The organism is Halosimplex marinum, assembly GCF_051414075.1.
Lineage (GTDB): Archaea > Halobacteriota > Halobacteria > Halobacteriales > Haloarculaceae > Halosimplex > Halosimplex marinum.
In genome coordinates this window covers 244,002-265,333 of sequence record NZ_JBLKNY010000005.1, presented here as the reverse complement: position 1 = coordinate 265,333, position 21,332 = coordinate 244,002, and the positions used below count along the sequence as shown (strand labels likewise).

Here is a 21,332-nt window from a genome sequence, read left to right as displayed (position 1 = left end):
GCGCTCGGCCAGGCCCACGTCGACCACACGCCGCGGCACCTGTCCGGACAGGCCGCCGCGGCCCGCCTCCTCGTCCACGGCCCGCCTCTCACCTTTCGACGCGTCGATACTACCAGCGGCGGGTGCCGCGACCGATCACGGCTCCAGCGACGCCGCGACCGACTCGAGGTCGGCCGGGTCGCTCGCTCGGACGAGGACGACGACCGGCTCCGCTTCGCGGACGGCAGAAGCGCCCGCGACGGGGCCGACGGCGGACTCACCGCCCGCGAACCTGACCGTCTCGCCGTCGACGGACGCCCGAAACTCGACGTCCGTCCCGAGGCCGAGCGTCCCGTCGAGCATGGCCGCGAACCGCTCGGCGCCGTCCCTTGACGCGGCCTCGAACAGGAACGCGTCGCCGCTTGCGCTCGGCTCCACGTCGACCGCCGAGAGAACGTCGTCGTCGACGGTGACGGACCGAGCGGTCGTGGCGAACGAAACGTCGCCGTACGAGGGGTCGTCGAGTTCGGACTGGAGCCGCCGACCCCAGTCGCTCGGACCCTCGGCGGGCGCGTCTTCGGGACCTGTCCCGCCCCCGACGAGCGACTCGGTCCGCTCCGGATAGAGCACCGCCGCGCCGCCCGCAGACCCCGCGCCGAGGAGCGCGAGGAGCGTGCGTCGCTTCATCGCGAAACCCCCACCTGCGTCGGGCTCCCGTGAACCGACCGATTGAGTGACTCGCGGGTCCACTCGAGGGCGGTCCCCAGCCTGTCGCCGTAGTCGTGGTGGGCGGCAGCACCGCCCCACTGGTAGCTGTCGGCCCGATCGGCGAGGACGGATGCGACCTCGTCGACGTTGACCAGCGTGTCCCACACACCGCCGAGCGCGCTCTGTTCGATGGCGTGTGCGTGTCTGTACATTCCGTGGTTGGCGAACGCGCCCATGTAGTGGTGATTCATGGTGAGATAGGCCAGTTCCCACGCCTCACAGGGTGAGAGCGTGTTATCCGTCCGCTTCGCTTCGAGGTCGATGATCCGCCGGATGACCGGGATCCGGGTCGTGCTGTACGCGTGACCGATCGCGGAGAGCTTCGCGTTCTGCTCCATCCCCGTCGTGACGCTGTCGACCGCGCGCGAGACGAGTTCCCCCAGTGCCATGTAGAAGACGACGCCGGAGGCCGCGCTCGCGGCGCTCGAGAGCGACGTGGTCACCGACCCGGACGCGCTGTACGCCGCGCGTGCGGCCGCACCGATACTGTACCCGTCCCGAGCGTTGGACCTGATGTCGATGCCGGTCTGTGCCAGTTCGAACATGTAATCGTTCATCTCGACGAGGCTGTCGGCCGCTCGAACCTCGTCTCTGATCTCGTCGTACGTGTACGTCCACTGGGTCTGTTTGCTCATCGCCTCCATGTACGGGTCCGTGATCTCCTGGACCGCCCACGCCGCCGAGTCCTGCAGTGCTTCCATCACCGGCCCGACGGCCGCGGCGGGGTTCACCTGCGCCATCGCGTAGGCGGCGAGCGCTTCCCACCCGATGGAGGCCGCCCGGTTCAACACCTCCGAAACGTTGTGTTTGCCGCGGATCCGCCGTGCGTACTCCAGTTCCTCGCGCCAGTCGAACCCCGTGGTCGCCCGCCCGAACGCGTGCGTGACGAAGGCGTCCCTCGCCGTGTCCGGGTCGACCAGCCGGTAGTCGGTCGTCGCGACCGCCAGGCTGCCGCCGCTCCCGGGGACCCCGGAGAGGACCAAAAGCGGCGTATCGAGCGGCCGAACCCTGGCACGGACGTTCGCGTCCCGGAGGTCGTACCCCGGGGCCGCAGCCGTCGTGGCGGGAGCCGGCGTCTCGACCGAAGTCTCCCGGTCGGTCGGCGTCCTGGTGTCGGTCGGCGTCCTGGTGTCCGTCGCCGTGTCCGTCCCGGGCGGCGTCGGGATCGGCTGCGGTATCACGGTGACTCTGTCCCAGTACCCCGTGAAGTCGCCGCTCCTGAACGCGACGTGGGAGAGTGCCGTCTCGTCGTCCATCGCGTCGACGCTCGCCACGCCGCGTCGCTCCCCGTCGATCCAGTAGCTGACGGTCACCGTCGACTCCTCCGAGTCGTATCGGTAGCCGATGTCGTAGAAGAGCCACTCGCCGCGGTCGAACGACCCGAGGTCGAGACCGGAACCGCGAATCCCGTCGGTTCGGAACCGGAGGAGATGGCGCGTGTTACCGGCGTCCCAGCTCCCGACCTCCGTCCGGAGCGTGATGCTACCGTACGGGGCGAACCCGTCGTGGCACCCGATCTCCCCTTCGACCGCCGGTTTGATCGCCCCGGCGACCCGGATCGGCTCCCCGCCGGGGTGGTCGTCGAACGGCGCGTTCGCGAGCGCCTGCCAGCACCCGCCGTGTGAGCCGACCAGTTCGAGACTCCGCGACCCGCGCGCGCTCGTCGACTCGACGACCTGCTGGTCCGTCGACCCGTCCTTCACCCAGCCCGACGGGTACGAACCCGGTTCGATGTCCTCGAAGCCCTCTCTGATAGGTTCGAACCCCATACCCATTCATGTCAATACCGTTTAAAATAGACTTCGGTCGCGTGGACCGCCGCCCGCTCAGTCCCCCTCGGTCTTGATGTCCGCCGAGAGACCCTGGGCCATCTCGATGTCCTTCGAGTTGTTGAGCGTCCAGGCGGTGCGCTCGGTGACGGCCTCGATGACCTCGCGGGCGCTCGGGGCGCCCTTGCCCGACTTCTTGACGCCGCCGAACGGCAGTTGCACTTCCGCGCCGATGGAGGGGAGGTTGCCGTACGCGAGGCCGACCTCGGCGTGGTCGCGGTAGTAGTTGATCTGACGGTAGTCCTCGGAGACGATGGCCCCGGCGAGGCCGTACTCGGTGTCGTTGTGGATCTCGACGGCCCGCTCGATACCGCCCTCGTACTCCAGCAGGGCGACGTGCGGGCCGAACACCTCCTCGTGGATGCATCGCAGGTCCGGGTCGTAGTCGATCTCGTAGACGAACGGGCCGACCCAGTAGCCCTCTTCGTGCCCGTCGGGGATCTCAGAGTCGTCCAGCTCCGCCCGGTCGACGAGGACGTTCGCGCCCTCCTCGCGGGCCAGGTCGTTGTACTCCCCGAACTTCTCGACCTGGCTCCCGTCGACGACCGGGCCCATGAACGTGTCCTCGTCGAGCGGGTCGCCGACGGCCACGTCCTCCGCCAGGTCGACGAACCGCTCTTTGAACTCGTCGTACACGTCCGTGTGGACGATGAGCCGTTCGCTGGAGACGCAGCGCTGGCCCGTCGTCTTGAACGAGGACATCACCGCCGAGTGCAGGGCGATGTCGAGGTCGGCCGCCTCGGTGATCACGATGGCGTTCTTGCCGCCCATCTCCAGGGCGGCGTCGCGACCGGGGACGCCGCCGAGTTTCTCGTCGATCTTGTGGCCGACCTCCGCGGAGCCGGTGAACAGGACCGTCGAGACCCGCTCGTCCTCGACGATGGCGTTGCCGGCGTCGCCGAAGCCCTGGACGACGTTGAACACGCCCGGCGGGACGCCCGCGTCGACCATCATCTCCGCGACGATCTGACCGCAGTAGGGGGTCTGCTCGGCGGGTTTCCAGACGACGGTGTTGCCCTCGACCAGCGCGACGGCCATGTGCCAGAACGGGATCGCGACCGGGAAGTTCCAGGGGGTGATACAGCCGACGACGCCCCGCGGTTTGCGCCGCATGTAGGCGTCCTTGCTGGCGATCTCGGAGGGGACCACGTCGCCGTGGGGGTGGCGGGCGTTGCCGGCGGCCCACTCGACCATGTGGGCGGCCTCGACCACGTCGGCGCGACCCTCGCTGATCTCCTTGCCGCACTCGCGGGTGACGATCTCACCGAGTTCGTCCGTGCGGTCCCGCAGTTCGTGGTAGACCTCCCACAGCACCTCCGCCCGGTCGATGTACGACAGCGAGCGCCACTCCTCGAACGCGTCGGCGGCGGCCGCGACCGCACGCTCCACGTCCGCCGGCGTCCCGCGGTAGAACTTCCCGACCGTCTCGCCCGTCGCCGGGTTCCCGCTCTCGAAGGTCTCCTCGCTCGATCCGGTCGTCCACTCCCCGTCGACGTAGTGTTCGAACGGATCCGTCTGGTCCCGACTCATACGGTACCGTTCGACGGCGACGGTGAAAAAGCCCCTGCGCCCCCCGCGCCGACCCCACCGCTCCCCGACAGCACGGACCCCTCCGCTCCGCCCGGTTCGGGACCCGCGGTATCATCGCCGATAGCTCGCGAGAAACATTAATTATAGTTCATTATATACTTGCAAACGGGCGAGTGAACCGATGGCTACTGCAACGGGTCCCCCGGACGGGACCGAAGCGGACGGCGTGGCCGACGCGGGGCGAACGCGCGAGGACGGAGGGCCGACCGTCGCGGTGTTCGACGACTCAACGCGGTCGGCGCTGTACCGTCGATGGCTCCCGGACACCTTCGAGGTGGTCGCCGTCCGGTCCGTCGTGGAGGGGCGCCGAGTCGTCGACGCGTCGACGGTAGTCGCGCTGGTGCGCCACGAGCTGTCGGACTCCAAGCGGGAGGCCATAGCCGACCTGCTCGACGAACGGTCGCCGCTCGTACGGACGGTACTTACCACGAGTCGCCACGAACCGGTCGCCGACCAGGTCCTCGACGAGGACGCCACGCTGTGCGAGCCGATCGACAGGGACTCGCTCCGGCAGGTCGTCAGTCAGCAGGTCGCGATGGCCTCCTACGGGCGCCTGCTCGTCCAGTACTACGAGTGTACGGCCCGCCTGTCGGCCAGGGAGGTCAAACTCCGCGGTGACGACTGCGACGACGAGCGGTACCAGCGCCTGGAGTCGCGCCGCGAGGACCTGGCCGCGGGGATCAAGACCCTCCAGAAGCGGCTCTCCGCGGAGGACCTCCGCTCGGTTCTCTACGAGATCGCGCCCCCGGAGCACGAGCGAGCGGCCCGCGAGCGCGAACCGTCAACCAGCGGCAAGTACCGACCGGACGGCTGTCGGAGCTGCGGGCGCGACTGGAACGTCAACCCCGACGGCTCGCCGGCCGGGTACCGGCGGCTCGGGGCGTTCGTCTGGGAGTGTACCGACTGCGGGACCCTCCACGACAGATCCGACCCCGCGAACCAGCGGGTCGCGCGCCGCCGGTGACCGAACCGGACTCGCCGCTCCGCGGTCGCACCCGTCGGTGAGTCAGCCCGACGGCTCGATCCGCCCGATCGCGTGCTCGAAGTCGTCGCGGCCGATCACCACGTCGTCGGCCCGCTCGTTGGCCTCGTCGGGGTCGACGCCGGCGGCGACCTCGCTGATCGCTCGCATGGAGGCCGCGCGCACCAGCGACTCGATCTGGGCGCCGGACAGCCCCTCCGTCTCGCTCGCCAGGTCGTCCAGGTCCACGTCGTCGCCGAGCGGCTTGCCCTCGACGTGTACGTCCAGGATCGCCCTGCGACCGGCCTCGTCGGGGTTCGGCACCTCGACGTGCTGTTCGAGGCGGCCGGGTCGCAGGAGCGCGTCGTCGAGCATGTCCCGGCGGTTCGTCGCTGCGAGGACGACGAGGTTGGGGTTCTCGGCGGCGCTGTCCATCTCGGTGAGCAGTTGCGAGACGACCCGTTCGGTCACCTCGTTGCCCTCCATGCGACCGCCGGCGATGCCGTCGATCTCGTCGAAGAAGACGATGGCGGGGGCGGTCTGTCGGGCGCGGTCGAACACCTCCCGCACCGCCTTCTCGCTCTCGCCGACGTAGCGGTCCATCAGTTCCGGCCCGGCGACGCGGATGAAGTTGACGCCGCTCTCGCCCGCCACAGCCCGGGCGAGCAGGGTCTTCCCCGTCCCCGGCGGGCCGTACAGCAGGACGCCGGAGGGCGGGTCGGTGTTCGTCGCGGTGAAGAGGGGGCCGTACTCCAGGGGCCACTCGACGGCCTGTTCGAGCGTCGACTTGGCCTCGTCGAGCCCGCCCACGTCGTCGAACGTGACCGTCGGCGACTCGGCCACGTACTCCCGCATTGCCGACGGTTCGACTGTCCGGAGCGCCGCCTCCATGTCCTCCCGCGTCACCTCCGGCTCGTCGCGCGTCCGCCGGAGCGCGTGCATGGCGGCCTCCGTCGTGAGGGTGTGCAAGTCCGCGCCGACGAACCCGTGGGTGCGGCCGGCCACGCGGTCCAGATCCACGTCGTCGGCCAGCGGCATCCCGCGGGTGTGGACGTCGAGGATCTCGCGGCGCCCGGTCTCGTCGGGGACGCCGATCTCGATCTCGCGGTCGAAGCGGCCGCCCCGGCGGAGCGCGGGGTCGATGCTGTCGACGCGGTTGGTCGCGCCGATGACGATTACCTGTCCGCGGTCCTCCAGCCCGTCGAGCAGCGTGAGCAGCTGTGCGACGACGCGGTTCTCCATGTCCGAGTCCTCGTCGCGCTCGCCCGCGATGGCGTCGATCTCGTCGACGAAGATGATCGCCGGGGCGTTGTCCTCAGCGTGGTCGAACGCCTCGCGCAGCCGCTCCTCGCTCTCGCCCTTGTACTTCGAGACGACCTCCGGCCCGGAGATCACGTCGAAGTAGGCGTCGACCTCGTTGGCGACCGCGCGGGCGATGAGCGTCTTCCCCGTCCCGGGCGGCCCGTGCAGGAGGACGCCCCGCGGCGGGGAGATGCCCAGCCGGGTGAAGAGATCGGGGTTCGACAGCGGCAGCTCGATCATCTCCCGCACCTGGTCGAGTTCGTCGTCCAGCCCGCCGATGTCCTCGTAGGAGACGCCCGTGCGCGAGGCGGACTCGTCGGGCGTCGCCTCGGCACCCGTCCCGCCGGCTCCCGTCCCGGACGACCCGCTGGACCCGCTCGATGCGCCGCTTGCTCCCGTTCCGCCGCCGGCAGTGCCGGACCCGCCGGTCGCGCCGCCGGTCGACCCCCCGTCTATCGGCGGGAGGACGGTGATGTCGGTCCCGTCGGTGACCCGGACCGCGCCGCCGGGGTCGGTCCCGGAGACGGCGAAGGCGCCGACGCCGTCGATGTGGACCTGTTCGCCCTCGCGGAGCGGGCGGTCCAGCAGGGCGCGCCGGACCGCCGACTCCTGCTGGGCCTCGTCGAGGCCGACCGACTGGGCCAGCCGGACGGTCAGGCTGTCGGCCTCGCGGACGGAGGTCTGCTCGACGGTGACCGTGTCGCCGATGTTCACGCCGGCGTTGGCGCGGGTGTCGGCGTCGATGCGGACGTAGGCGCCGTCGCCGCTCTCGGGCCAGGCCTTCGCGACGGTCGCCCGCTCGCCGTGGATGACCAGCGGGTCGCCGCTCAGCACTCCGAGTTCGGACCGGACTCGCTCGGGGACCCGCGCGATGCCGCGGCCGGCGTCGCGCTTGTTCGCTCCTTCGACGGAGACCTCGATGGCGTCGCCGCTTCCCATACCCCCGCTATCGGGCCGACGCTCATTATGCTTCCCCACCACCGTTTTCGCTGAGGGGTAGGCAAACCGCGGCCCGCGGCGCGCGGATGCTCAAGTAGGAAACGAGGTCACGTCAGGTGCCCTCGAAGTGAACTCGAAACATATCTGGTTACCCCGATACTTGACCTCCCCAGGACCTAATCGTCTTCCGAGTAGATCTTCCTCGCAGTCTTTGTCGATTCAGTAATTTCCGTGCCTTTCGCGACGCCGTCCGCGATCACTTTGTACATAGTTCCGACGAACCCTGCGTATGAAGCTATGATACCCACCAATATGAGGAGAACACCGACCAATAATGATCCCTGAACGATCACGGCGATACCGATAATACAGAATAGTAGCCCGAAAGTAGTTACACCGAGGACGTATCCGAAGTGCTCTATCCCGTACATTATCCCCTCCTCTGAACTAACGCGCGCCATAGGTATATCATGAATAAATGGCATAAAGTCATTTTTGGCCACATATTCACATTTTCCGTATGGCAGTGAGATGCAGTAACTGCGGGACCCAAGTACGCTCCTCGGCGAGCGAGTGCCCCAGCTGCGGCGCGGTGTTCGAAGAGGCGAAGGGAAACATCCCAGAGAGAATACCTGCCAGTTGGATCGGGGGTGCAATCGGTCTGTTAGTGTATGGATTACTGCAGACGTTCGTGCCGACCTATTTTACGATCGCTGCAGCGGCAGCGGTGACGTTAATAACGTGGGTATCCGTTAGCCGAGCCCGGTAATATCCGCAGTAGGCCGTGTTGGATTGAGGGTCTCTGTAACCGGTATTTACGCGGCCGGTGCTCAGTTCGCAGACGAAACGAGCGGTCCGCCGGACCGGAGTAACGCCTTTACCCCGTGACGACGCACACTCTACCATGGTCGTGACTACCGAGCGCGACGAGATGACCTGGTACAAGTGCGAGGCCTGTGGGCTGATGTTCGACGAGCAGTCAGACGCGCGCCAGCACGAGGAGAACTGCGACGCCGAAGAGCCGTCGTACATCCAGTAGGCCGGTCGACCGGCCAGCAACACGGTCGATCCGGCGGGGGACCGGGTCGCCGGGGAGCCGCCACGCCGAACGAGCGTTCAACGGGGCCTACGCGTTCTCGACGATCTCGAAGCTCTGTTCGCCCATCTCGTCCTCGACGAAGACGAACACGCGGCCGTCGACGACCGACAGGTCCGCCTCGATTTCGACCCGGTGCGAGTCGGAACGGGCCACCACGCCCTGGAACAGCGGCTCCTCGTCGCCGTCGTCGACCATGACCCGGCCGACGCCGGTCGTCTCCAGGATGTCGTCGTGGGTGTTCAGGTCGTTGACGTACAGCATGATCCCCTGGGTCTCGGTCTCGTCGGTGACCAGCACGTGCACGTCCTTGCCGGGGCCGGCGCGGACCGACTCCTCGACGGCCGTCGGGACGCCGCGGTAGAAGACCTCGCGGCCGTCGAGGTACTCGACGGCGACCCCGTCCTCGGTGAGTTCGACCCCCAGCGTGTCCGGCGGCACGTCGTTTCGCGCGCTCATGGTCGGGGATTCCCGCGGGCGACCCAAAAGCGTCGCGTTCCCGTCGTGCGGGCGCCGCCTCGCGACCACCGGCCGCTCCGCTTGCCGGATTCCCACAGAGGTAAATACCGCCCGGGAAGACAGGGGGACGATGGAAGGACAGGCAGTCGCCCCCGCGGCGGGGACGGTGCTGAACGCGCTCGCGACCGGCGTCGGTTCGGCGTTCGCCATCGACGAGTACACGACCGCGACGGTGGAACTCGACGCCGACGCCGACGGCGTGACCGGCTGTGTCGCCGAGGACCCCGAGGCGGACACCGAACTGATCGAGCGGTGCGTCGCCGCGGTCACCGACCGGTTCGGCGACGGGGAAGGCGGGCGCGTCCGCACCGAGAGCGACGTGCCGATGGCCTCGGGCCTGAAGAGCTCCAGCGCCGCCGCCAACGCGACCGTGCTCGCGACGCTCGACGCGCTGGGCGCCGCCGACGATATCTCCCGCGAGGACGCCTGCCGCATCGGCGTGGGGGCGGCCCGCGACGCGGGCGTCACCGTCACCGGCGCGTTCGACGACGCCAGCGCGAGTATGCTCGGCGGCGTCACGGTCACCGACAACGACAGCGACGAACTGCTGGCCCGGGAGGAACGCGACTGGGCGGTCCTGGTGTGGACGCCGCCCGAGCGGTCGTTCTCCGCGGACGCCGACGCGGACCGCTGCCGGCGGGTCGCGCCGATGGCCGATCTGGTCGCGGATCTGGCCCTCGACGGGGAGTTCGGCCGCGCGATGACGGTCAACGGGCTGGCCTTCTGCGCCGCACTCGACTTTCCGACCGACCCCGTCGTCGAGGCGATGCCGGTCGTCCACGGGGTCTCGCTGTCGGGAACGGGGCCGAGTTTCACCGCTGTCGGGGACCGCGAGGACCTCGAAGCCCTGCGCGACCGCTGGGGCGAGCGCGAGGGTCGAACCTGGCTGACCACGACACAGACGGAGGGGACACGCATCCAATGAGCCAAGACGAATCCGACTACGCCGAGGAGATGAACCTGGACGAACTGCGCGACGAGATACAGTCGATCGACCGGGAGATCGTCGAGTTGATCGCCCAGCGGACCTACGTCGCCGACACGATAGCGGAGGTCAAAGACGAGCGGGGCCTCCCCACCACCGACGAGGAACAGGAGCAGGCCGTCATGGACCGGGCCGGCGGGAACGCCGAGCAGTTCGACGTCGACTCCAACCTCGTCAAGGCCATCTTCCGGCTGCTCATCGAGCTGAACAAGGTCGAGCAGCGGGAGTCCAGGTAACTTCTAACACACGACTCTTTGACTCTCGTTCTATAGTTGCTGGTATGCATTGGTTCGACAGACCTGGAATCCCCAGTACGGGAGAGGTCTAATTTGGGCGACCAAGATCCCGAGGTAGAGATCACGGGAGAACAGGCCACGGCACCGGAGATACTCGAATCGGTAATCGAATCTGCCCAGAACGAGATGGAGCGGGGAACTGTGGGGCTCTTACTGTCAGGGTTTTCAGCCGGCCTCGATATCGGATTCGGGCCGCTACTGATGGCAGCCCTGCTCACGTTTACCGACGGTGGCTTCGGCGATATCGGGACGGAACTACTGCTGGCGAGTGCTTACTCCGTCGGGTTTATCTTCGTCATCATCGCACGTTCGGAACTGTTCACCGAACACACGACTCTCGCAGTGATGCCAGTACTTGACGATCGGGAGTCGCTCGGAAAGTTAGGTCGGCTCTGGACGCTTATCTGGGTCAGTAACGTCGTGGGTGGCGCAGTATTCGCTCTGTTCGTGGTCACGTTGATGCCTAATCTCGGGGTCGCAAACCCGGAGGCGTTCGTCACCATTGCGCGAAAGATGGTCTCCCACGAGCCCAGATGGCTGTTCGTTGCGGGCATCCTCGCGGGATGGCTCATGGGCCTGTTAGCGTGGTTGGTAACCGCCGCAAAAGAGACCACCAGTCGCCTGTTCATCATCTGGCTCGTCACCGCCTCGATCGGTATTCTCCACCTCCCGCACTCGATCGCAGGCAACGTCGAGGTGCTGTTCGGGGTGTTTATCTCCTCCGAGATAACGGCGCTCGACTACGTAACTTTCCTCGGACTGGCGACTGTCGGGAACGTGGTCGGTGGCGGCGTGTTCGTGAGTCTGTTAAAATACGGTCACGTCGTTCGCGGTGGGGGCTGAAGACACCGTACCCCGAAACTCACTCTCGTCAGTGTACGAGTCGTACGGAGCCCAATACAACGAAGGAAGTGGCGATAGGAAATCGAATGTGTTACGTCAGCTGTAGAATGAGCAAGGTCGAACGGCGCGAGAACCGATAGCCGAACGCGACGTGCCGATGCCGTTTCGATGGTCGCGGCGGGCGCCGGCGACAGCCGAAGTTCCTTATGCGTTCCGCGAGAAGCCGGCGGGTATGGCGGAGTACGAACTCGACGAGGTCGACCGGGAGATCCTCGCCGCGCTACAGGAGGACGCGCGCAACCTCTCCTCGGGCGAGATCGCCGAGCGGACCGACGCCTCGTCGAGCACGGTGCGCAAGCGCATCCAGCGGCTCGAATCGGAGGGCGTCGTCAAGGGGTACAGCGCCGACGTCGACTACCAGAAGTCCGGCTACCCGCTCCGGATGTTGCTGTTCTGTACCGCCCCGATCCCCGAACGGGGCGCGCTCATCGACGACATCCTCGACATCCCGGGCGTCGTCTCGGTCCAGGAGCTCGTGACGGGCGAGCAGAATCTCCTCGTGACGGCCGTGGGCGAGTCCGACGACGACATCACGCCGGTGGCGCAGGAACTGCTCGACATGGGGCTGACCGTCGCCGACGAGGTGCTCGTCCGCAGCCACGAGACGACGCCGTTCGACGACTTCTCGGAGGGGTGACCCCCGCCGGGCGGGGTCTGCAGTCGATCCCCGCCAGTGACCGGAACCGGCCCGCGCCCGCCGGCCGACCTCCGGTTGTTCCGCTCTTGATCCCGCGAAGAGTACCATCCCGTTCGCATATCCGCCCCTGAATACCGATCTGTTCGTTCGGGTCGCCGTTCGCGCTCGTACCTGACTCCTCCCCCGGGGCTGTCCCACGCCGGGCCGAACCGCGCACGTCGGCCGAACCGGCGCCCGCTGTCTCTCCCGATCCCTCGCGCTCGGTCACTGTTCCCCGATATTCTCCGTGTAGCGGCACCGTTCGGCCGCTCCCCGTGGCCCTGGGGGTGAGCTGTCGGGACCGCCCCGGTGTGCGATCCCGTACCAATGACCATAACGTTCTTTCATCCACGTTTCTCGAACAGATTGTGCGAACCAAAGACTATAATAACCGTATTGTTCTACAGTGCTGTAACGACGACCAGTTCGTGTGAGTGCCGCCGCGGACTCGGCGGCCGGACGGGCTGGTCGGGGACACAACGATGACCGGCCAAACGGGACGGAACGACGCCGCAACGCTCTCGGAGACAGTCTCGCCGCCGACCTCGTTCCTCCCGCGAGCGGCCACGGTCGCGGTCTGGACCCTCTTCGCTCTTAGTGCGGGCGTCCTGGCCCTCGTCGTGGCGGGCGGCGAGTGGGCGGTCGCGGACCTGGTGGTCGTCGACGGGCTGACCGCCGTGATGTGGGTCGTGGTCACCTTCTTCAGCGGCATCGTCCACAGCTACTCCCGGCGGTACATGGCGGGCGACGCCCGCGTCGAGGCCTTCTTCGCCCGGATCTTCGCGTTCACGCTCGTCGTGATGACGATGACCGCGGCGAACCACGTCGCGCTGTTCGCGGGGACCTGGCTGGCGATGGGGCTCGTCATGGCGTCGCTGGTCGGCCACGTCCGCGGCTGGGAGCAGGCCCAGGCCGCCGCCGCCAGCGCCCGGCGGCACTTCCTCGCCAGTAGCGGGCTGCTCGCCGGCGGCCTGGCGATCCTCGTCTGGGCGACGGGCGCGACCTCGATCTCGGGCATCCTCGGTCAGGTCGAGACTCTCTCGCAGCCGGTCGCGCTGGTCGCCGTCGGCGCTATCTTCCTCGCGGCGATGCTCCAGTCGGCGCTCGTCCCGTTCCACACCTGGCTGCTGTCGTCGATGACGGCGCCGACGCCGGCCTCGGCGCTGATGCACGCCGGCTTCGTCAACGCGGGCGGCATCCTGCTGACGCGGTTCGCGCCGCTGCTCGCGGACACGCCCGCCGTCATGTCCGCCATCGTCGTCGTCGGCGCCGTCAGCGCCCTGCTCGGGCAGGCACTCCTGCTCGTGCAGACGGACATCAAGCGCAAGCTCGGCGCCTCGACGATCGCGCAGATGGGCTTCATGATACTCCAGTGCGGCCTGGGCTTCTTCGCGGCCGCCGTCGCCCACCTCGTCCTGCACGGCTTCTACAAGGCGTACCTGTTCCTCTCCTCGGGCGAGGCGGTCGAGCAGACCGCCCCGAAAGAATCGAAGCGCGACCGGCTGACGCTCCCCGGCGTCGCCGTCGGCCTGCTCACGGCGGTCGGCGGCGGCGCTCTGTTCGCCGTCCTCACCGGGAAGGGGACGGCACCGAACAGCGGGCTCGTCCTGGCGCTGGTGGTCGTCCTGACGACCATGCACGCGACGCGGGACGTGCTCCGTCGGTCGACCCTCTCGCCGGCCGCCCGGCTCCTGAGCGTCCCGGTCGTCGTCCTGACGGCCATCGGCGCCTACGGCGTGCTGTTCAACGCCATCTCGACGGTGATCGCCGGCGCGCCGATGGCGAAGGCGCCGACCGAGCTGACGGCCGTCCACGTCGGCGTCGCCGCCCTGTTCGTCCTGTCGTACCTGGCGACGGAGCTCGGCTGGCACCGCGCCAGCGACCGCCTCTACGTCGCGCTGCTGAATCGCTCGCAGCCCCACCCGGACACCATCCTCACCGCCACGGAGGACTACGATGACGCTTGAACGCACTACCCTGGAAGACAGCATCGACCGCGCGGCCGAGACCGTCGGCTCGGTCTGGCCGCTGCATTCGTTCGTCACGGCCAACCCCCTCGCGGGGTTCGAGGACCGGCCGTTCCACCGCGCGGTGAGCGAGGCCGAGCAGCTGTTCGGCGGCCGCGGCTACCCCCACCCCTCGGTGTTCCGGCGGGCCTGGGAGGACGGCCGGATCGACCTGAACGTGTTGCGCGAGGAACTCGACGCCCACGGCGTCGCCGGCGAGCCCGAAGCACTGCTCGACGAGATGGCCGCGGCCGAGGCGGAGCGCGAACGCCAGCGCGCGACCGACTCCGACGACGCCACCGAGACGGTCGACCGGATACTCTCGAAGTGGCTCGCCGCGTTCCTCGACCAGGGGCAGGCCCAGTGGTCGATGCCCAACCGCGAGCAGGGGTTCTACGACGCCTGGCGGGGCCTGGCTCCCCACGACGAGGAGATCCCGGGCTGTGACGACCCGTCGGACATCCCGGAGTCGCCGGTCGAGGCGGTCGAGTCGGTGCTCTCGGAGTATCCGGAGGGCCGCTGGGAGGAGCTCTTCGAGCACCACCTCGCTGCCACGCCGGGCTGGACCGGGTTCGTCAAGCAGCGCGCCGACGGCCGCGCGGGGCCGTGGCAGTCGAAGTATCCCATCTCCCTGCTCGACTACCTCGCCGTCCGGCTGACGCTGGTCGACCTCCTCGACGCGCCGGTCGAACCCGACGACTGCGAGGCGGCCGACGGCCGTGGCTACTTCGAATCGGCCGACGAGTCCGACGACCGCGGGGCGACCGACGAGGACGAGGTCCCGCTGGCCGAGATCTGGCTGCGCGCCTGGGAGAAGAGCTACCGCGCCCGCCTGCTTGACGGGATCGACCAGTCGGTCACGGTCGACCGGTCGGCCACGGATCCGTCGACCGACGGCGACGACGACCGCCCGGCCGCCCAGCTCGTCTTCTGCATCGACACCCGGTCGGAGGTCATCCGCCGTCACATCGAGAAAGCCGGTCCGTACGAGACCCACGGCTACGCCGGCTTCTTCGGCGTCCCGATGCGCTACGAGGGCTACGACTCGGCGGTCGAGATCGACGCCTGTCCGCCCATCGTCGACCCCGAGCACCGGGTCACCGAGCGCCCGGAACACGACCACGGCGAGGCGGCCCACGACCGCTGGACCGGGCTGGCGACGGCCGCCCGGAAGCACCTCAAGTCGCTGAAGACCAACGTGGCCGCCGCCTTCACCTTCGTCGAGGGCGGCGGGAGCGCCTACGGCGCGGCGATGGCTGCGCGGACGCTTGTCCCCTCTGCCGTAGCCGACCTCTCGGACGCCGTCGACGACCGCGTCCCCTCGCCCGCGGAGTTCTGCGAGCCCGCACTCGACCGCCGCGACGAGGGAGGCGGCGAGGGCGACGGCCTCGCCCGGGGGATGACTCTGGAAGAGAAGGTCTCCTGCGCCGAGACCGCCTTCGAGCTGATGGGCTGGGAGGAGTTCGCCCGGCTGGTCGTCTTCGCGGGCCACGCGAGCGAGACGACGAACAACCCGTTCGATTCGAGCCTCGACTGCGGCGCCTGCGCCGGCAACCCCGGCGGCCCGAACGCCCGCGCCCTCGCCGCCGTCTGCAACGACGAGGAAGTCAGGGCACAACTCCGCGAGCGCGGCCACGACATCCCCGAAGACACCGTCTTCCTCGCCGGCGAGCACAACACGGCCACCGACGAGATCACGCTGTTCGACGGGGACGTGCCCGAGAGCCACAGCGAGGACCTCGAACGCCTCCGCGCGGACCTCGACGAAGCGCGGGCCGGTGCCGCCGCCGAGCGCGCGGAGTCGATGGCGGGCGCCGACCCCGACGAGGGCGTCCGCGAGACGAAGCGCCGGACGGCCGACTGGGCGGAGACCCGCCCGGAGTGGGGGCTGGCCGGCAACGGGTCGTTCGTCATCGGCCCGCGCGAGCTGACCGAGGGGCAGGACCTCGACGGGCGGGCGTTCCTCCACTCCTACGACTGGTCGACCGACCCCGACGGGGACGCGCTGGAGGCCATCATGACGGGGCCGCTCGTGGTCACCCAGTGGATCAACAGCCAGTACTACTTCGCGACGGTCGACAACGCCGTCTACGGGAGCGGCTCGAAGGTCACGCAGAACCCCCGCGGCAACATCGGCGTCGTGCAGGGCAACGGCGGCGACCTGATGACCGGGCTCCCGCTCCAGTCGCTGAAGGTCGACAGCGAGCGTCTCTACCACCAGCCGCTCCGGCTCACGGCGGTCATCCACGCCCCCGTCGAGCGCGTGGCCGACATCCTCGCGCGCCACGAGGAGGTCGCGAAGCTGTTCGACAACGGCTGGATCTCGCTGACGGTCGTCGACCCCCAGCAGGACAACGCCGCCGTCCACTACCAGGGCGACCTGGAGTGGGAGCGGGCGACAGCCGCCAAGCCGCTCGCCCGCTGAGCGCCTCGTCCGCGCTCGCGCACGGCGGGCCGGAGTCCGGTCCGATCCGGTCCGGGTCAGTACTCCCAGATTCTGTCGATCCGGTCTCCGACCTCGGGGTGGTCCTCGCGGAGCGCGTCGACGCGCCGTTCGCCGTCGACGTTGACGACGTGGATCTCGCCGCGCTGGCCGCCGTACACGTCCTGGAAGTCGTAAACCGCGCCGACCACGTCGACGGAGTCGGGCACGCGCTCGCTGTCGACGAGGGATTCGACCTGCTGGTCGACGTTGTACTCGACGAGGCGGTTGACCGCCTCGGCCGTGTCGAACCCATCGGGCAGCGCCGCGACGCCGGCTTCGAGGTGCGGCGCCAGCAGGCGGAGGGAGTGCTCGATCCCCTCGGGTTCGGTCCGGTCGTCGGCCAGCGCCTGGTAGGCCCCGGTCACGGCGCCGCAGCCGGTGTGGCCGACGACGACGGCGGTCTCGGTGCCCGCGTGGGTGATCGGGTAGAGCACGTCGTCGGAGACTTCCTCGCCGCCCTCCCCCAGCTGGACGACGCGGTTGCCGATATTGCCGACGGTGAACAGCTGACCCGGCTGTTCGTTGCCCCACATCTCGTCCTGGAGCACCCGCGAGTCCGAGCAGCAGACGGTGACCGCGGCGGGGTGTTGGGCGTCCTGTACCTCGTCGAAGCGGTCGGCGAACCGCTCGGCGTGGCGCGCGTTCCCCGTCAGCAGGTCGACGACCGTCCCGTTCATACGACGACCCACTCGCGCGACACGGATAGCTCTTTGAGATGGTGTAACAAACCCGCTACCGGATCGCAGGACCGCGGCGATCGGGGAGCGGCGACGGCGCCGATCGTCACGCCGCGCCTTCGTCGACGGCCGCGGGGATCCGCTCGATAACGTCGGTCGCGACGAGGCCAGTGCCGTACTCGTCGGCCGCGAGTTCGCCGGCGCGGCCGACGACCCTCGGACCGAGTCGCGCGGCCTCAACCGGGTCGAGGCCGCCGCCGAGCAGCGACCCGACGACGCCGGCGAGCGTGTCGCCGGTGCCCGCGACCGTCATCGCGGGCGTCCCCTCCTCGACCGTGAACCGCTCGTCGCCGGCGAAGATCTCGTCCTCGGCGCCTTTCGAGACGACGGCCGCGCCGCTCGTCGCGGCGAACGATTCGAGCGAGCCGTGTTCGGCCTCGATCGCTTCGACCTCCGCGCCGTCCGGCGTGACGACGGTCCCGCTCAGGTCGCAGTCCAGCGCGTGTTCGATCGCCGTCGCGTCGACGACCGTCGGCACCTCGACCCGCTCGACGACCTCCCGGACGGCCTTCCGGGTGGGCGTCTCCAGCCCGGGCCCGACCACGAGCGCGTCGCTCCACTCGGCGACCGCCAGCACCTTCCCGACGGAGTCGGGCCTGAGCACGTCGCCGACGAACCGCTCGGTGAGGACGTTCGGCGAGAACCCCGCGACTACTTCGAGGGCGACCTCCGAAGTGAGGACCTTCGCCACGTCCGTCCCCGTGCGCAGCGCCGCGAGCCCGGACAGCGCCGGCGGTCCCGCGAACTCGATGCTCCCGCCGACGATGCCGACGCGGCCGCTGTCGCCTTTCTCCGCGTCGCCGCCGCCGGCCAGTTCCGCGAGGGGTTCCTCCATGCCTCCGGTCGCGTCCCCCGCCCCAACAGCCCCCTGCCGGCATACGACGGCCTGGCCGACCGCCGGGCGTGTGGATGGACACCCGCCTCTCAGGCGCGGTTCGCCTCGAACCACTCGACGGCGAAGTCGACGAGCGCGGGCTGGTCGACCAGCCGCGCCTCGGCGGCGCCGACGGTCCCCCGCTCGACGGCTTCCGGAACCTCGTCCTCGAACCCCGCACCGAGTTCCCCGAAGTCCGAGGTGTCGGTCTCGATGTCCTCGTACCCGACGCGGACCGCGTCGCCGTCTTCGAACACGGGGGCGTCGTTGGTCGTCCGCTCCTTCGGGAACCCGGCGCGGTACTCCGCGAGGTGGATCGAGGTGTTGGTGTCGTAGTCAGTACCGAGCATCAGCACCGTCCCGTCGCGGTCGTAGACCGCCGCCAGCGGCGACCCGTCGCCCAGCCCCTCATCGTAGGAGTGGTCGGCGACGATCGCCTCGGCGTCGGCGCCCCACGCGGCGAAGGAGACGGTCGGGTGGCGGCTCCTGACCGTGTCGGGGTAGCCGCGGAAACACTCCGCGACCGCGCCCATGCCGCGCGTCGGCGTGCTCTCGGGGCGGAACGGCGGTCGCTCCGCGCGGATCGTCTCCATCCACTCGTCGGGGACCGGCGGGTTCGACCAGGCCTCGGGGTCGGTGTACTGGCCGGTGTGGGCCGGCATCACGAGCGTCCCCGAGTCGGTGACGACCGCCCGGAGCGCGTCGACGACGGCCTGCGCGTCGCCACAGACCCAGCCGAGCGCCGAGAGCGACGAGTGGACGAGCACCGTCTCGCCCGGCTGGACGCCGAGTTCCCGGAGGTCGTCCACGAGCGTCGAGACGGTGACCGGCTCCTCGACCCGGTCGACGGCGGCGTGTTCGCCCATGAACCGGCTTCGGAAAGTGCCGGGTTGAGTGTTTCGGGACCGTGAGAGGGCGTGGCGAGCGGTGACGATCCCGCGCCGTCAGCCCGCGACGGAGACGGTGACGTTGCCGGACGTGCCCGAGGCGGTGGCGTTGCCGACGAACGGTTCGGGGCCGGCGAAGACGACGGTCGTCCCCTCGCCGACGCGGGCGAGTCGGTATACGGTGTCGTCGTCGGCCGGCTGGGCGGTCCGCCAGGACTCGAAGGCGGCAGCGAACTCGTCGGCCTCGGCGGGGTCGTCCCAGCGCAGCGCCCAGGCGAAGGCCGCCCGGCTGGAGTTGTCGGCGTCGTGGAACCGCGCGATCCTGTCGGTGCCCCACCCGGCCGCGGCACTGGCCGCGGTCGAGCGGTTCAGGTCGGCCCGCAGCATCGTCCGGACGACGATCTCCCCCTTCGTGTCGTAGTGGTCGTCGGGGAAGCGCCACTCGCCGGTCCGGTTCACCGAGAGCGTGAGGTTGCGCTCGGGCTCCTCGCTCGGCGTGTAGCCGTGGATCAGCTGTTCGCCCGTCACCGGCGTGGGCGTCGACGGATCGTACAGCCACGAGACGTTCCGGGGGCCGTCGACCTGCGAGTGGATGTACCGCGCGCCGTAGAGGTAGCGGGCGCGGAACAGCCGGCGGCCCTCGGCCCCGTGCTCGTACTGGGTGCGCAGTTCCTGGGTCTGGTTCCAGGAGGTGTCCAGGTACCGCTCGACGTACCGGTCGGTCACGTAGACCGCGGCGCCCTCGACGAGGCCGGCGGCGACCTGCTGTGAGTCGGTGTCGTCGACGAACCGACCGAACGTCCCGGTGTCGACGGCGTCGCTGTGGAACTGCATCCAGTGGACGTACTCGTGGGCCAGCAGCGTCTTCTGCTGGGTCGCGTTGGCGTCTTTCGGCATCACCACGATGCGCTCGGAGGTCGCGCTGCCGTGGTAGACGCTGGTGTTGATGAACTGGTCGCCGTATCCGAACGCGTCGTAGAACGGGTTCTGAGCGAGCCGGCGGTTGTACCGCTCCAGCGCCGGCATCCGCTCGCGAACGTAGACCGTCGGCGGCTCCACGTCCGTCCCGAGCAGCGCCTGCACGTCCGCGTAGACGGCGTCCTCGTCGACCGAGAGGTTGCCGCCGCGCAGTTCGACGTTCGGTTCGTCGCCGTCGTCAGGGCCCGGCGTCGGGGTAGCAGTGGGCGTCGCAGTCGGTGTGGCCGTCGGAGTCGGCGTCGGGGTCGCGGCGTCGGTCGGTGTTGCAGTCGGGCTCTCCGTCGGTGTCGCGGACGGCGTCGCCGTCGAAGTGGCAGTCGGCGTGGGAACGGCGGTCCGCGACGGTGTGGCGGTCGACCCCGGTGGCGCCGTCGCTGTCGGCGTGTCGGTCGGTTCGCCGGTCGATACGTCGGTCTCGGTGGGCGTTCCGGTCCCCTGGCCGCCGAGCAGGCTCCCGCAGCCCGCCAGCAGGAGGACGACGACGACGCCCGCGGTCGCGGCTGTCTGTCTCATCGCTGGGACCGCTGGAGGGCGGTGTGTTCGACGCGTCGACCGGGCCGAACGTAGTCCTTTCGGCTGGTAGACAGTATTCCGAACGGTCGGGGGACGGCGAACGAGGGAGGGACGGAACGCCCACGCGGCCGCGGGTTCGGCCGGCTACGCGCCCGGGTCGTACGTCTCGGCGAGCGCGTCGAGTTCCTCGTGGTGTTCGGTCGTATGGGGCGCGGTCAGCGGCGAGACGCTCACCTTCCCGTCGACGACCGCCCGGCGGTCGCTGCCCTCGGGGTCGGGGATGTCGCCGTCGGCCATCCGCTCCCAGATGCGGTCGTGGAGGTGGACGCCGTCTTCCTCCCGCGTCGCGGTCATCTGGTACACCTCCGAGGGGAAGGTGACCGCCATCTCCGCCGGTCCCCACTCGGCGACCGGCGCGTTGACGTTCAGGTAGTCGGCGCCCTCGAACACGCCCGTCTCGGGCGCCCGCTCGACGAGGTACTCCGTGGCGCGGGCCGCCTCGGCGTAGCTGTCGGGGTCGACCTGCACGTCGTTGAACGCCGCGTCGTCCCGAACGGGGATGTACATCGACACCGAGATCGCCGGCACGTCGAAGAAGGTCGCCTCGACGGCCGCGGAGACGGTGCCCGAGCGCCCGAGGACGTACGCCCCGAGGTTCGCGCCCTGGTTGCAGCCCGCGACGACGATGTCCGCGTCCGGGACCAGCGACCCCAGGCCGGCGACGGTGCAGTCGGCGGGCGTCCCCTCGATGGCGTGGCCCAGGTCGTGCTCGTGGACGGTCACCTCGTGGGACAGCGACCGCCCGACCGCGCTCTGGTCCTCCGCCGGAGCGACGACCGTCACGTCGCCCACGTCGGTCAGCGTGTCGTAGAGCGCCCGGAGCCCGGCGCTCTCGATCCCGTCGTCGTTCGTCAGGAGGATCGACGGCTCGTCCATACGACCCCTGTCGGCGGTACCGGGAAAAGTACACCGACCGCTACGAGTTGGGGTGTTTTCGTCAACGGGAACC

General features: G+C 69.3%; 20 protein-coding genes. 9 read left to right on the top strand and 11 right to left on the bottom strand.

Translation table 11 applies throughout. The features are described 5' to 3' along the window. Positions 1–135: 135 nt before the first annotated feature. Genes ACMGFI_RS14660 through ACMGFI_RS14650 form a run of 3 tightly spaced genes read right to left on the bottom strand, consistent with a single transcriptional unit; the run spans position 136 to position 4,106 of the window. Positions 136–666, bottom strand: coding sequence for a hypothetical protein (locus tag ACMGFI_RS14660; protein WP_436910559.1), 531 nt, complete (start codon positions 664–666; stop codon positions 136–138). Continuing rightward, positions 663–2,516, bottom strand: coding sequence for a hypothetical protein (locus tag ACMGFI_RS14655; protein ID WP_436910558.1), 1,854 nt, complete (start codon positions 2,514–2,516; stop codon positions 663–665). Before ACMGFI_RS14655 ends, ACMGFI_RS14660 begins: the two co-directional genes overlap by 4 nt. Before the next feature lie 57 nt (positions 2,517–2,573). Next, positions 2,574–4,106, bottom strand: coding sequence for an aldehyde dehydrogenase family protein (locus ACMGFI_RS14650; protein WP_436910557.1), 1,533 nt, complete (start codon positions 4,104–4,106; stop codon positions 2,574–2,576). 181 nt (positions 4,107–4,287) lie between these two features. On the opposite strand from ACMGFI_RS14650, the gene ACMGFI_RS14645 reads away from it, so the two are divergent. After that, complete coding sequence (locus ACMGFI_RS14645; protein ID WP_436910556.1) at positions 4,288–5,130, top strand: hypothetical protein; 843 nt, start codon at positions 4,288–4,290, stop codon at positions 5,128–5,130. A gap of 42 nt (positions 5,131–5,172) precedes the next feature. Here the strand turns inward: ACMGFI_RS14645 and ACMGFI_RS14640 are convergent, their stop codons facing one another. Together ACMGFI_RS14640 and ACMGFI_RS14635 are read right to left on the bottom strand one after the other, a co-directional pair. Then, a complete protein-coding gene (locus ACMGFI_RS14640; protein WP_436910555.1) occupies positions 5,173–7,368 on the bottom strand; it encodes an AAA family ATPase in 2,196 nt (731 codons plus the stop codon). A gap of 176 nt (positions 7,369–7,544) precedes the next feature. Beyond that, the gene (locus tag ACMGFI_RS14635; protein ID WP_436910554.1) at positions 7,545–7,829 is read right to left on the bottom strand and encodes a hypothetical protein; all 285 of its coding nucleotides are present in this window, start codon (positions 7,827–7,829) and stop codon (positions 7,545–7,547) included. Between the two features lie 59 nt (positions 7,830–7,888). Here ACMGFI_RS14635 and ACMGFI_RS14630 point away from each other — a divergent pair, with 59 nt between their 5' ends. Both ACMGFI_RS14630 and ACMGFI_RS14625 read left to right on the top strand, forming a co-directional pair. Then, the gene (locus ACMGFI_RS14630; RefSeq protein ID WP_436910553.1) at positions 7,889–8,137 is read left to right on the top strand and encodes a zinc ribbon domain-containing protein; all 249 of its coding nucleotides are present in this window, start codon (positions 7,889–7,891) and stop codon (positions 8,135–8,137) included. A 135-nt stretch (positions 8,138–8,272) separates the two neighbouring features. Beyond that, a complete protein-coding gene (locus tag ACMGFI_RS14625; RefSeq protein ID WP_281275762.1) occupies positions 8,273–8,407 on the top strand; it encodes a DUF7128 family protein in 135 nt (44 codons plus the stop codon). A gap of 87 nt (positions 8,408–8,494) precedes the next feature. Here the strand turns inward: ACMGFI_RS14625 and ACMGFI_RS14620 are convergent, their stop codons facing one another. Continuing rightward, positions 8,495–8,923, bottom strand: coding sequence for a DUF5796 family protein (locus ACMGFI_RS14620; protein ID WP_436910552.1), 429 nt, complete (start codon positions 8,921–8,923; stop codon positions 8,495–8,497). Positions 8,924–9,053: 130 nt separating this feature from the next. Here ACMGFI_RS14620 and ACMGFI_RS14615 point away from each other — a divergent pair, with 130 nt between their 5' ends. The 6 genes from ACMGFI_RS14615 to ACMGFI_RS14590 all read left to right on the top strand — a co-directional run bounded on the left by ACMGFI_RS14615 (position 9,054) and on the right by ACMGFI_RS14590 (position 16,274). Beyond that, the gene (locus ACMGFI_RS14615) at positions 9,054–9,908 is read left to right on the top strand and encodes a shikimate kinase (RefSeq protein WP_436910551.1); all 855 of its coding nucleotides are present in this window, start codon (positions 9,054–9,056) and stop codon (positions 9,906–9,908) included. Further along, positions 9,905–10,204 carry a chorismate mutase gene (locus tag ACMGFI_RS14610; RefSeq protein WP_436910550.1) on the top strand — a complete coding sequence of 100 codons (300 nt, stop codon included), beginning with the start codon at positions 9,905–9,907 and terminating at the stop codon, positions 10,202–10,204. Before ACMGFI_RS14615 ends, ACMGFI_RS14610 begins: the two co-directional genes overlap by 4 nt. Before the next feature lie 93 nt (positions 10,205–10,297). Next, positions 10,298–11,107, top strand: coding sequence for a formate/nitrite transporter family protein (locus ACMGFI_RS14605; protein ID WP_436910549.1), 810 nt, complete (start codon positions 10,298–10,300; stop codon positions 11,105–11,107). 232 nt (positions 11,108–11,339) lie between these two features. After that, a complete protein-coding gene (locus tag ACMGFI_RS14600) occupies positions 11,340–11,804 on the top strand; it encodes an Lrp/AsnC family transcriptional regulator (RefSeq protein WP_436910548.1) in 465 nt (154 codons plus the stop codon). Positions 11,805–12,325: 521 nt separating this feature from the next. Next, a complete protein-coding gene (locus tag ACMGFI_RS14595) occupies positions 12,326–13,810 on the top strand; it encodes a proton-conducting transporter transmembrane domain-containing protein (RefSeq protein ID WP_436910547.1) in 1,485 nt (494 codons plus the stop codon). Continuing rightward, positions 13,800–16,274 (top strand): DUF2309 domain-containing protein, encoded by a 2,475-nt coding sequence (locus tag ACMGFI_RS14590; protein WP_436910546.1) that lies wholly within the window; start codon positions 13,800–13,802, stop codon positions 16,272–16,274. The genes ACMGFI_RS14595 and ACMGFI_RS14590 overlap by 11 nt, the downstream gene beginning before the upstream one ends. A 56-nt stretch (positions 16,275–16,330) precedes the next feature. Here ACMGFI_RS14590 and ACMGFI_RS14585 read toward each other — a convergent pair whose 3' ends face one another. From ACMGFI_RS14585 to surE, 5 genes are all read right to left on the bottom strand, one after another. Beyond that, a complete protein-coding gene (locus tag ACMGFI_RS14585) occupies positions 16,331–17,011 on the bottom strand; it encodes a carbonic anhydrase (RefSeq protein WP_436910545.1) in 681 nt (226 codons plus the stop codon). 106 nt (positions 17,012–17,117) lie between these two features. Continuing rightward, positions 17,118–17,906 (bottom strand): NAD(P)H-hydrate dehydratase, encoded by a 789-nt coding sequence (locus ACMGFI_RS14580; RefSeq protein WP_436910544.1) that lies wholly within the window; start codon positions 17,904–17,906, stop codon positions 17,118–17,120. 89 nt (positions 17,907–17,995) lie between these two features. After that, complete coding sequence (locus tag ACMGFI_RS14575; protein ID WP_436910543.1) at positions 17,996–18,811, bottom strand: AAC(3) family N-acetyltransferase; 816 nt, start codon at positions 18,809–18,811, stop codon at positions 17,996–17,998. 78 nt (positions 18,812–18,889) lie between these two features. Beyond that, positions 18,890–20,323 (bottom strand): hypothetical protein, encoded by a 1,434-nt coding sequence (locus tag ACMGFI_RS14570; RefSeq protein ID WP_436910542.1) that lies wholly within the window; start codon positions 20,321–20,323, stop codon positions 18,890–18,892. Between the two features lie 144 nt (positions 20,324–20,467). Further along, on the bottom strand, positions 20,468–21,259 hold the full coding sequence (gene surE, locus ACMGFI_RS14565; RefSeq protein WP_436910541.1) for a 5'/3'-nucleotidase SurE: 792 nt from the start codon (positions 21,257–21,259) through the stop codon (positions 20,468–20,470). Positions 21,260–21,332 lie beyond the last annotated feature (73 nt).

Coding starts and splice junctions, on each gene's coding strand:
- ACMGFI_RS14660 (WP_436910559.1), bottom strand. CDS start 666: ATGAAGCGACGCACGCTCCTCGCGCTCCTCGGCGCGGGGTCTGCGGGC.
- ACMGFI_RS14655 (WP_436910558.1), bottom strand. CDS start 2,516: ATGGGGTTCGAACCTATCAGAGAGGGCTTCGAGGACATCGAACCGGGT.
- ACMGFI_RS14650 (WP_436910557.1), bottom strand. CDS start 4,106: ATGAGTCGGGACCAGACGGATCCGTTCGAACACTACGTCGACGGGGAG.
- ACMGFI_RS14645 (WP_436910556.1), top strand. CDS start 4,288: ATGGCTACTGCAACGGGTCCCCCGGACGGGACCGAAGCGGACGGCGTG.
- ACMGFI_RS14640 (WP_436910555.1), bottom strand. CDS start 7,368: ATGGGAAGCGGCGACGCCATCGAGGTCTCCGTCGAAGGAGCGAACAAG.
- ACMGFI_RS14635 (WP_436910554.1), bottom strand. CDS start 7,829: ATGGCGCGCGTTAGTTCAGAGGAGGGGATAATGTACGGGATAGAGCAC.
- ACMGFI_RS14630 (WP_436910553.1), top strand. CDS start 7,889: ATGGCAGTGAGATGCAGTAACTGCGGGACCCAAGTACGCTCCTCGGCG.
- ACMGFI_RS14625 (WP_281275762.1), top strand. CDS start 8,273: ATGGTCGTGACTACCGAGCGCGACGAGATGACCTGGTACAAGTGCGAG.
- ACMGFI_RS14620 (WP_436910552.1), bottom strand. CDS start 8,923: ATGAGCGCGCGAAACGACGTGCCGCCGGACACGCTGGGGGTCGAACTC.
- ACMGFI_RS14615 (WP_436910551.1), top strand. CDS start 9,054: ATGGAAGGACAGGCAGTCGCCCCCGCGGCGGGGACGGTGCTGAACGCG.
- ACMGFI_RS14610 (WP_436910550.1), top strand. CDS start 9,905: ATGAGCCAAGACGAATCCGACTACGCCGAGGAGATGAACCTGGACGAA.
- ACMGFI_RS14600 (WP_436910548.1), top strand. CDS start 11,340: ATGGCGGAGTACGAACTCGACGAGGTCGACCGGGAGATCCTCGCCGCG.
- ACMGFI_RS14595 (WP_436910547.1), top strand. CDS start 12,326: ATGACCGGCCAAACGGGACGGAACGACGCCGCAACGCTCTCGGAGACA.
- ACMGFI_RS14590 (WP_436910546.1), top strand. CDS start 13,800: ATGACGCTTGAACGCACTACCCTGGAAGACAGCATCGACCGCGCGGCC.
- ACMGFI_RS14585 (WP_436910545.1), bottom strand. CDS start 17,011: ATGAACGGGACGGTCGTCGACCTGCTGACGGGGAACGCGCGCCACGCC.
- ACMGFI_RS14580 (WP_436910544.1), bottom strand. CDS start 17,906: ATGGAGGAACCCCTCGCGGAACTGGCCGGCGGCGGCGACGCGGAGAAA.
- ACMGFI_RS14575 (WP_436910543.1), bottom strand. CDS start 18,811: ATGGGCGAACACGCCGCCGTCGACCGGGTCGAGGAGCCGGTCACCGTC.
- ACMGFI_RS14570 (WP_436910542.1), bottom strand. CDS start 20,323: ATGAGACAGACAGCCGCGACCGCGGGCGTCGTCGTCGTCCTCCTGCTG.
- surE (WP_436910541.1), bottom strand. CDS start 21,259: ATGGACGAGCCGTCGATCCTCCTGACGAACGACGACGGGATCGAGAGC.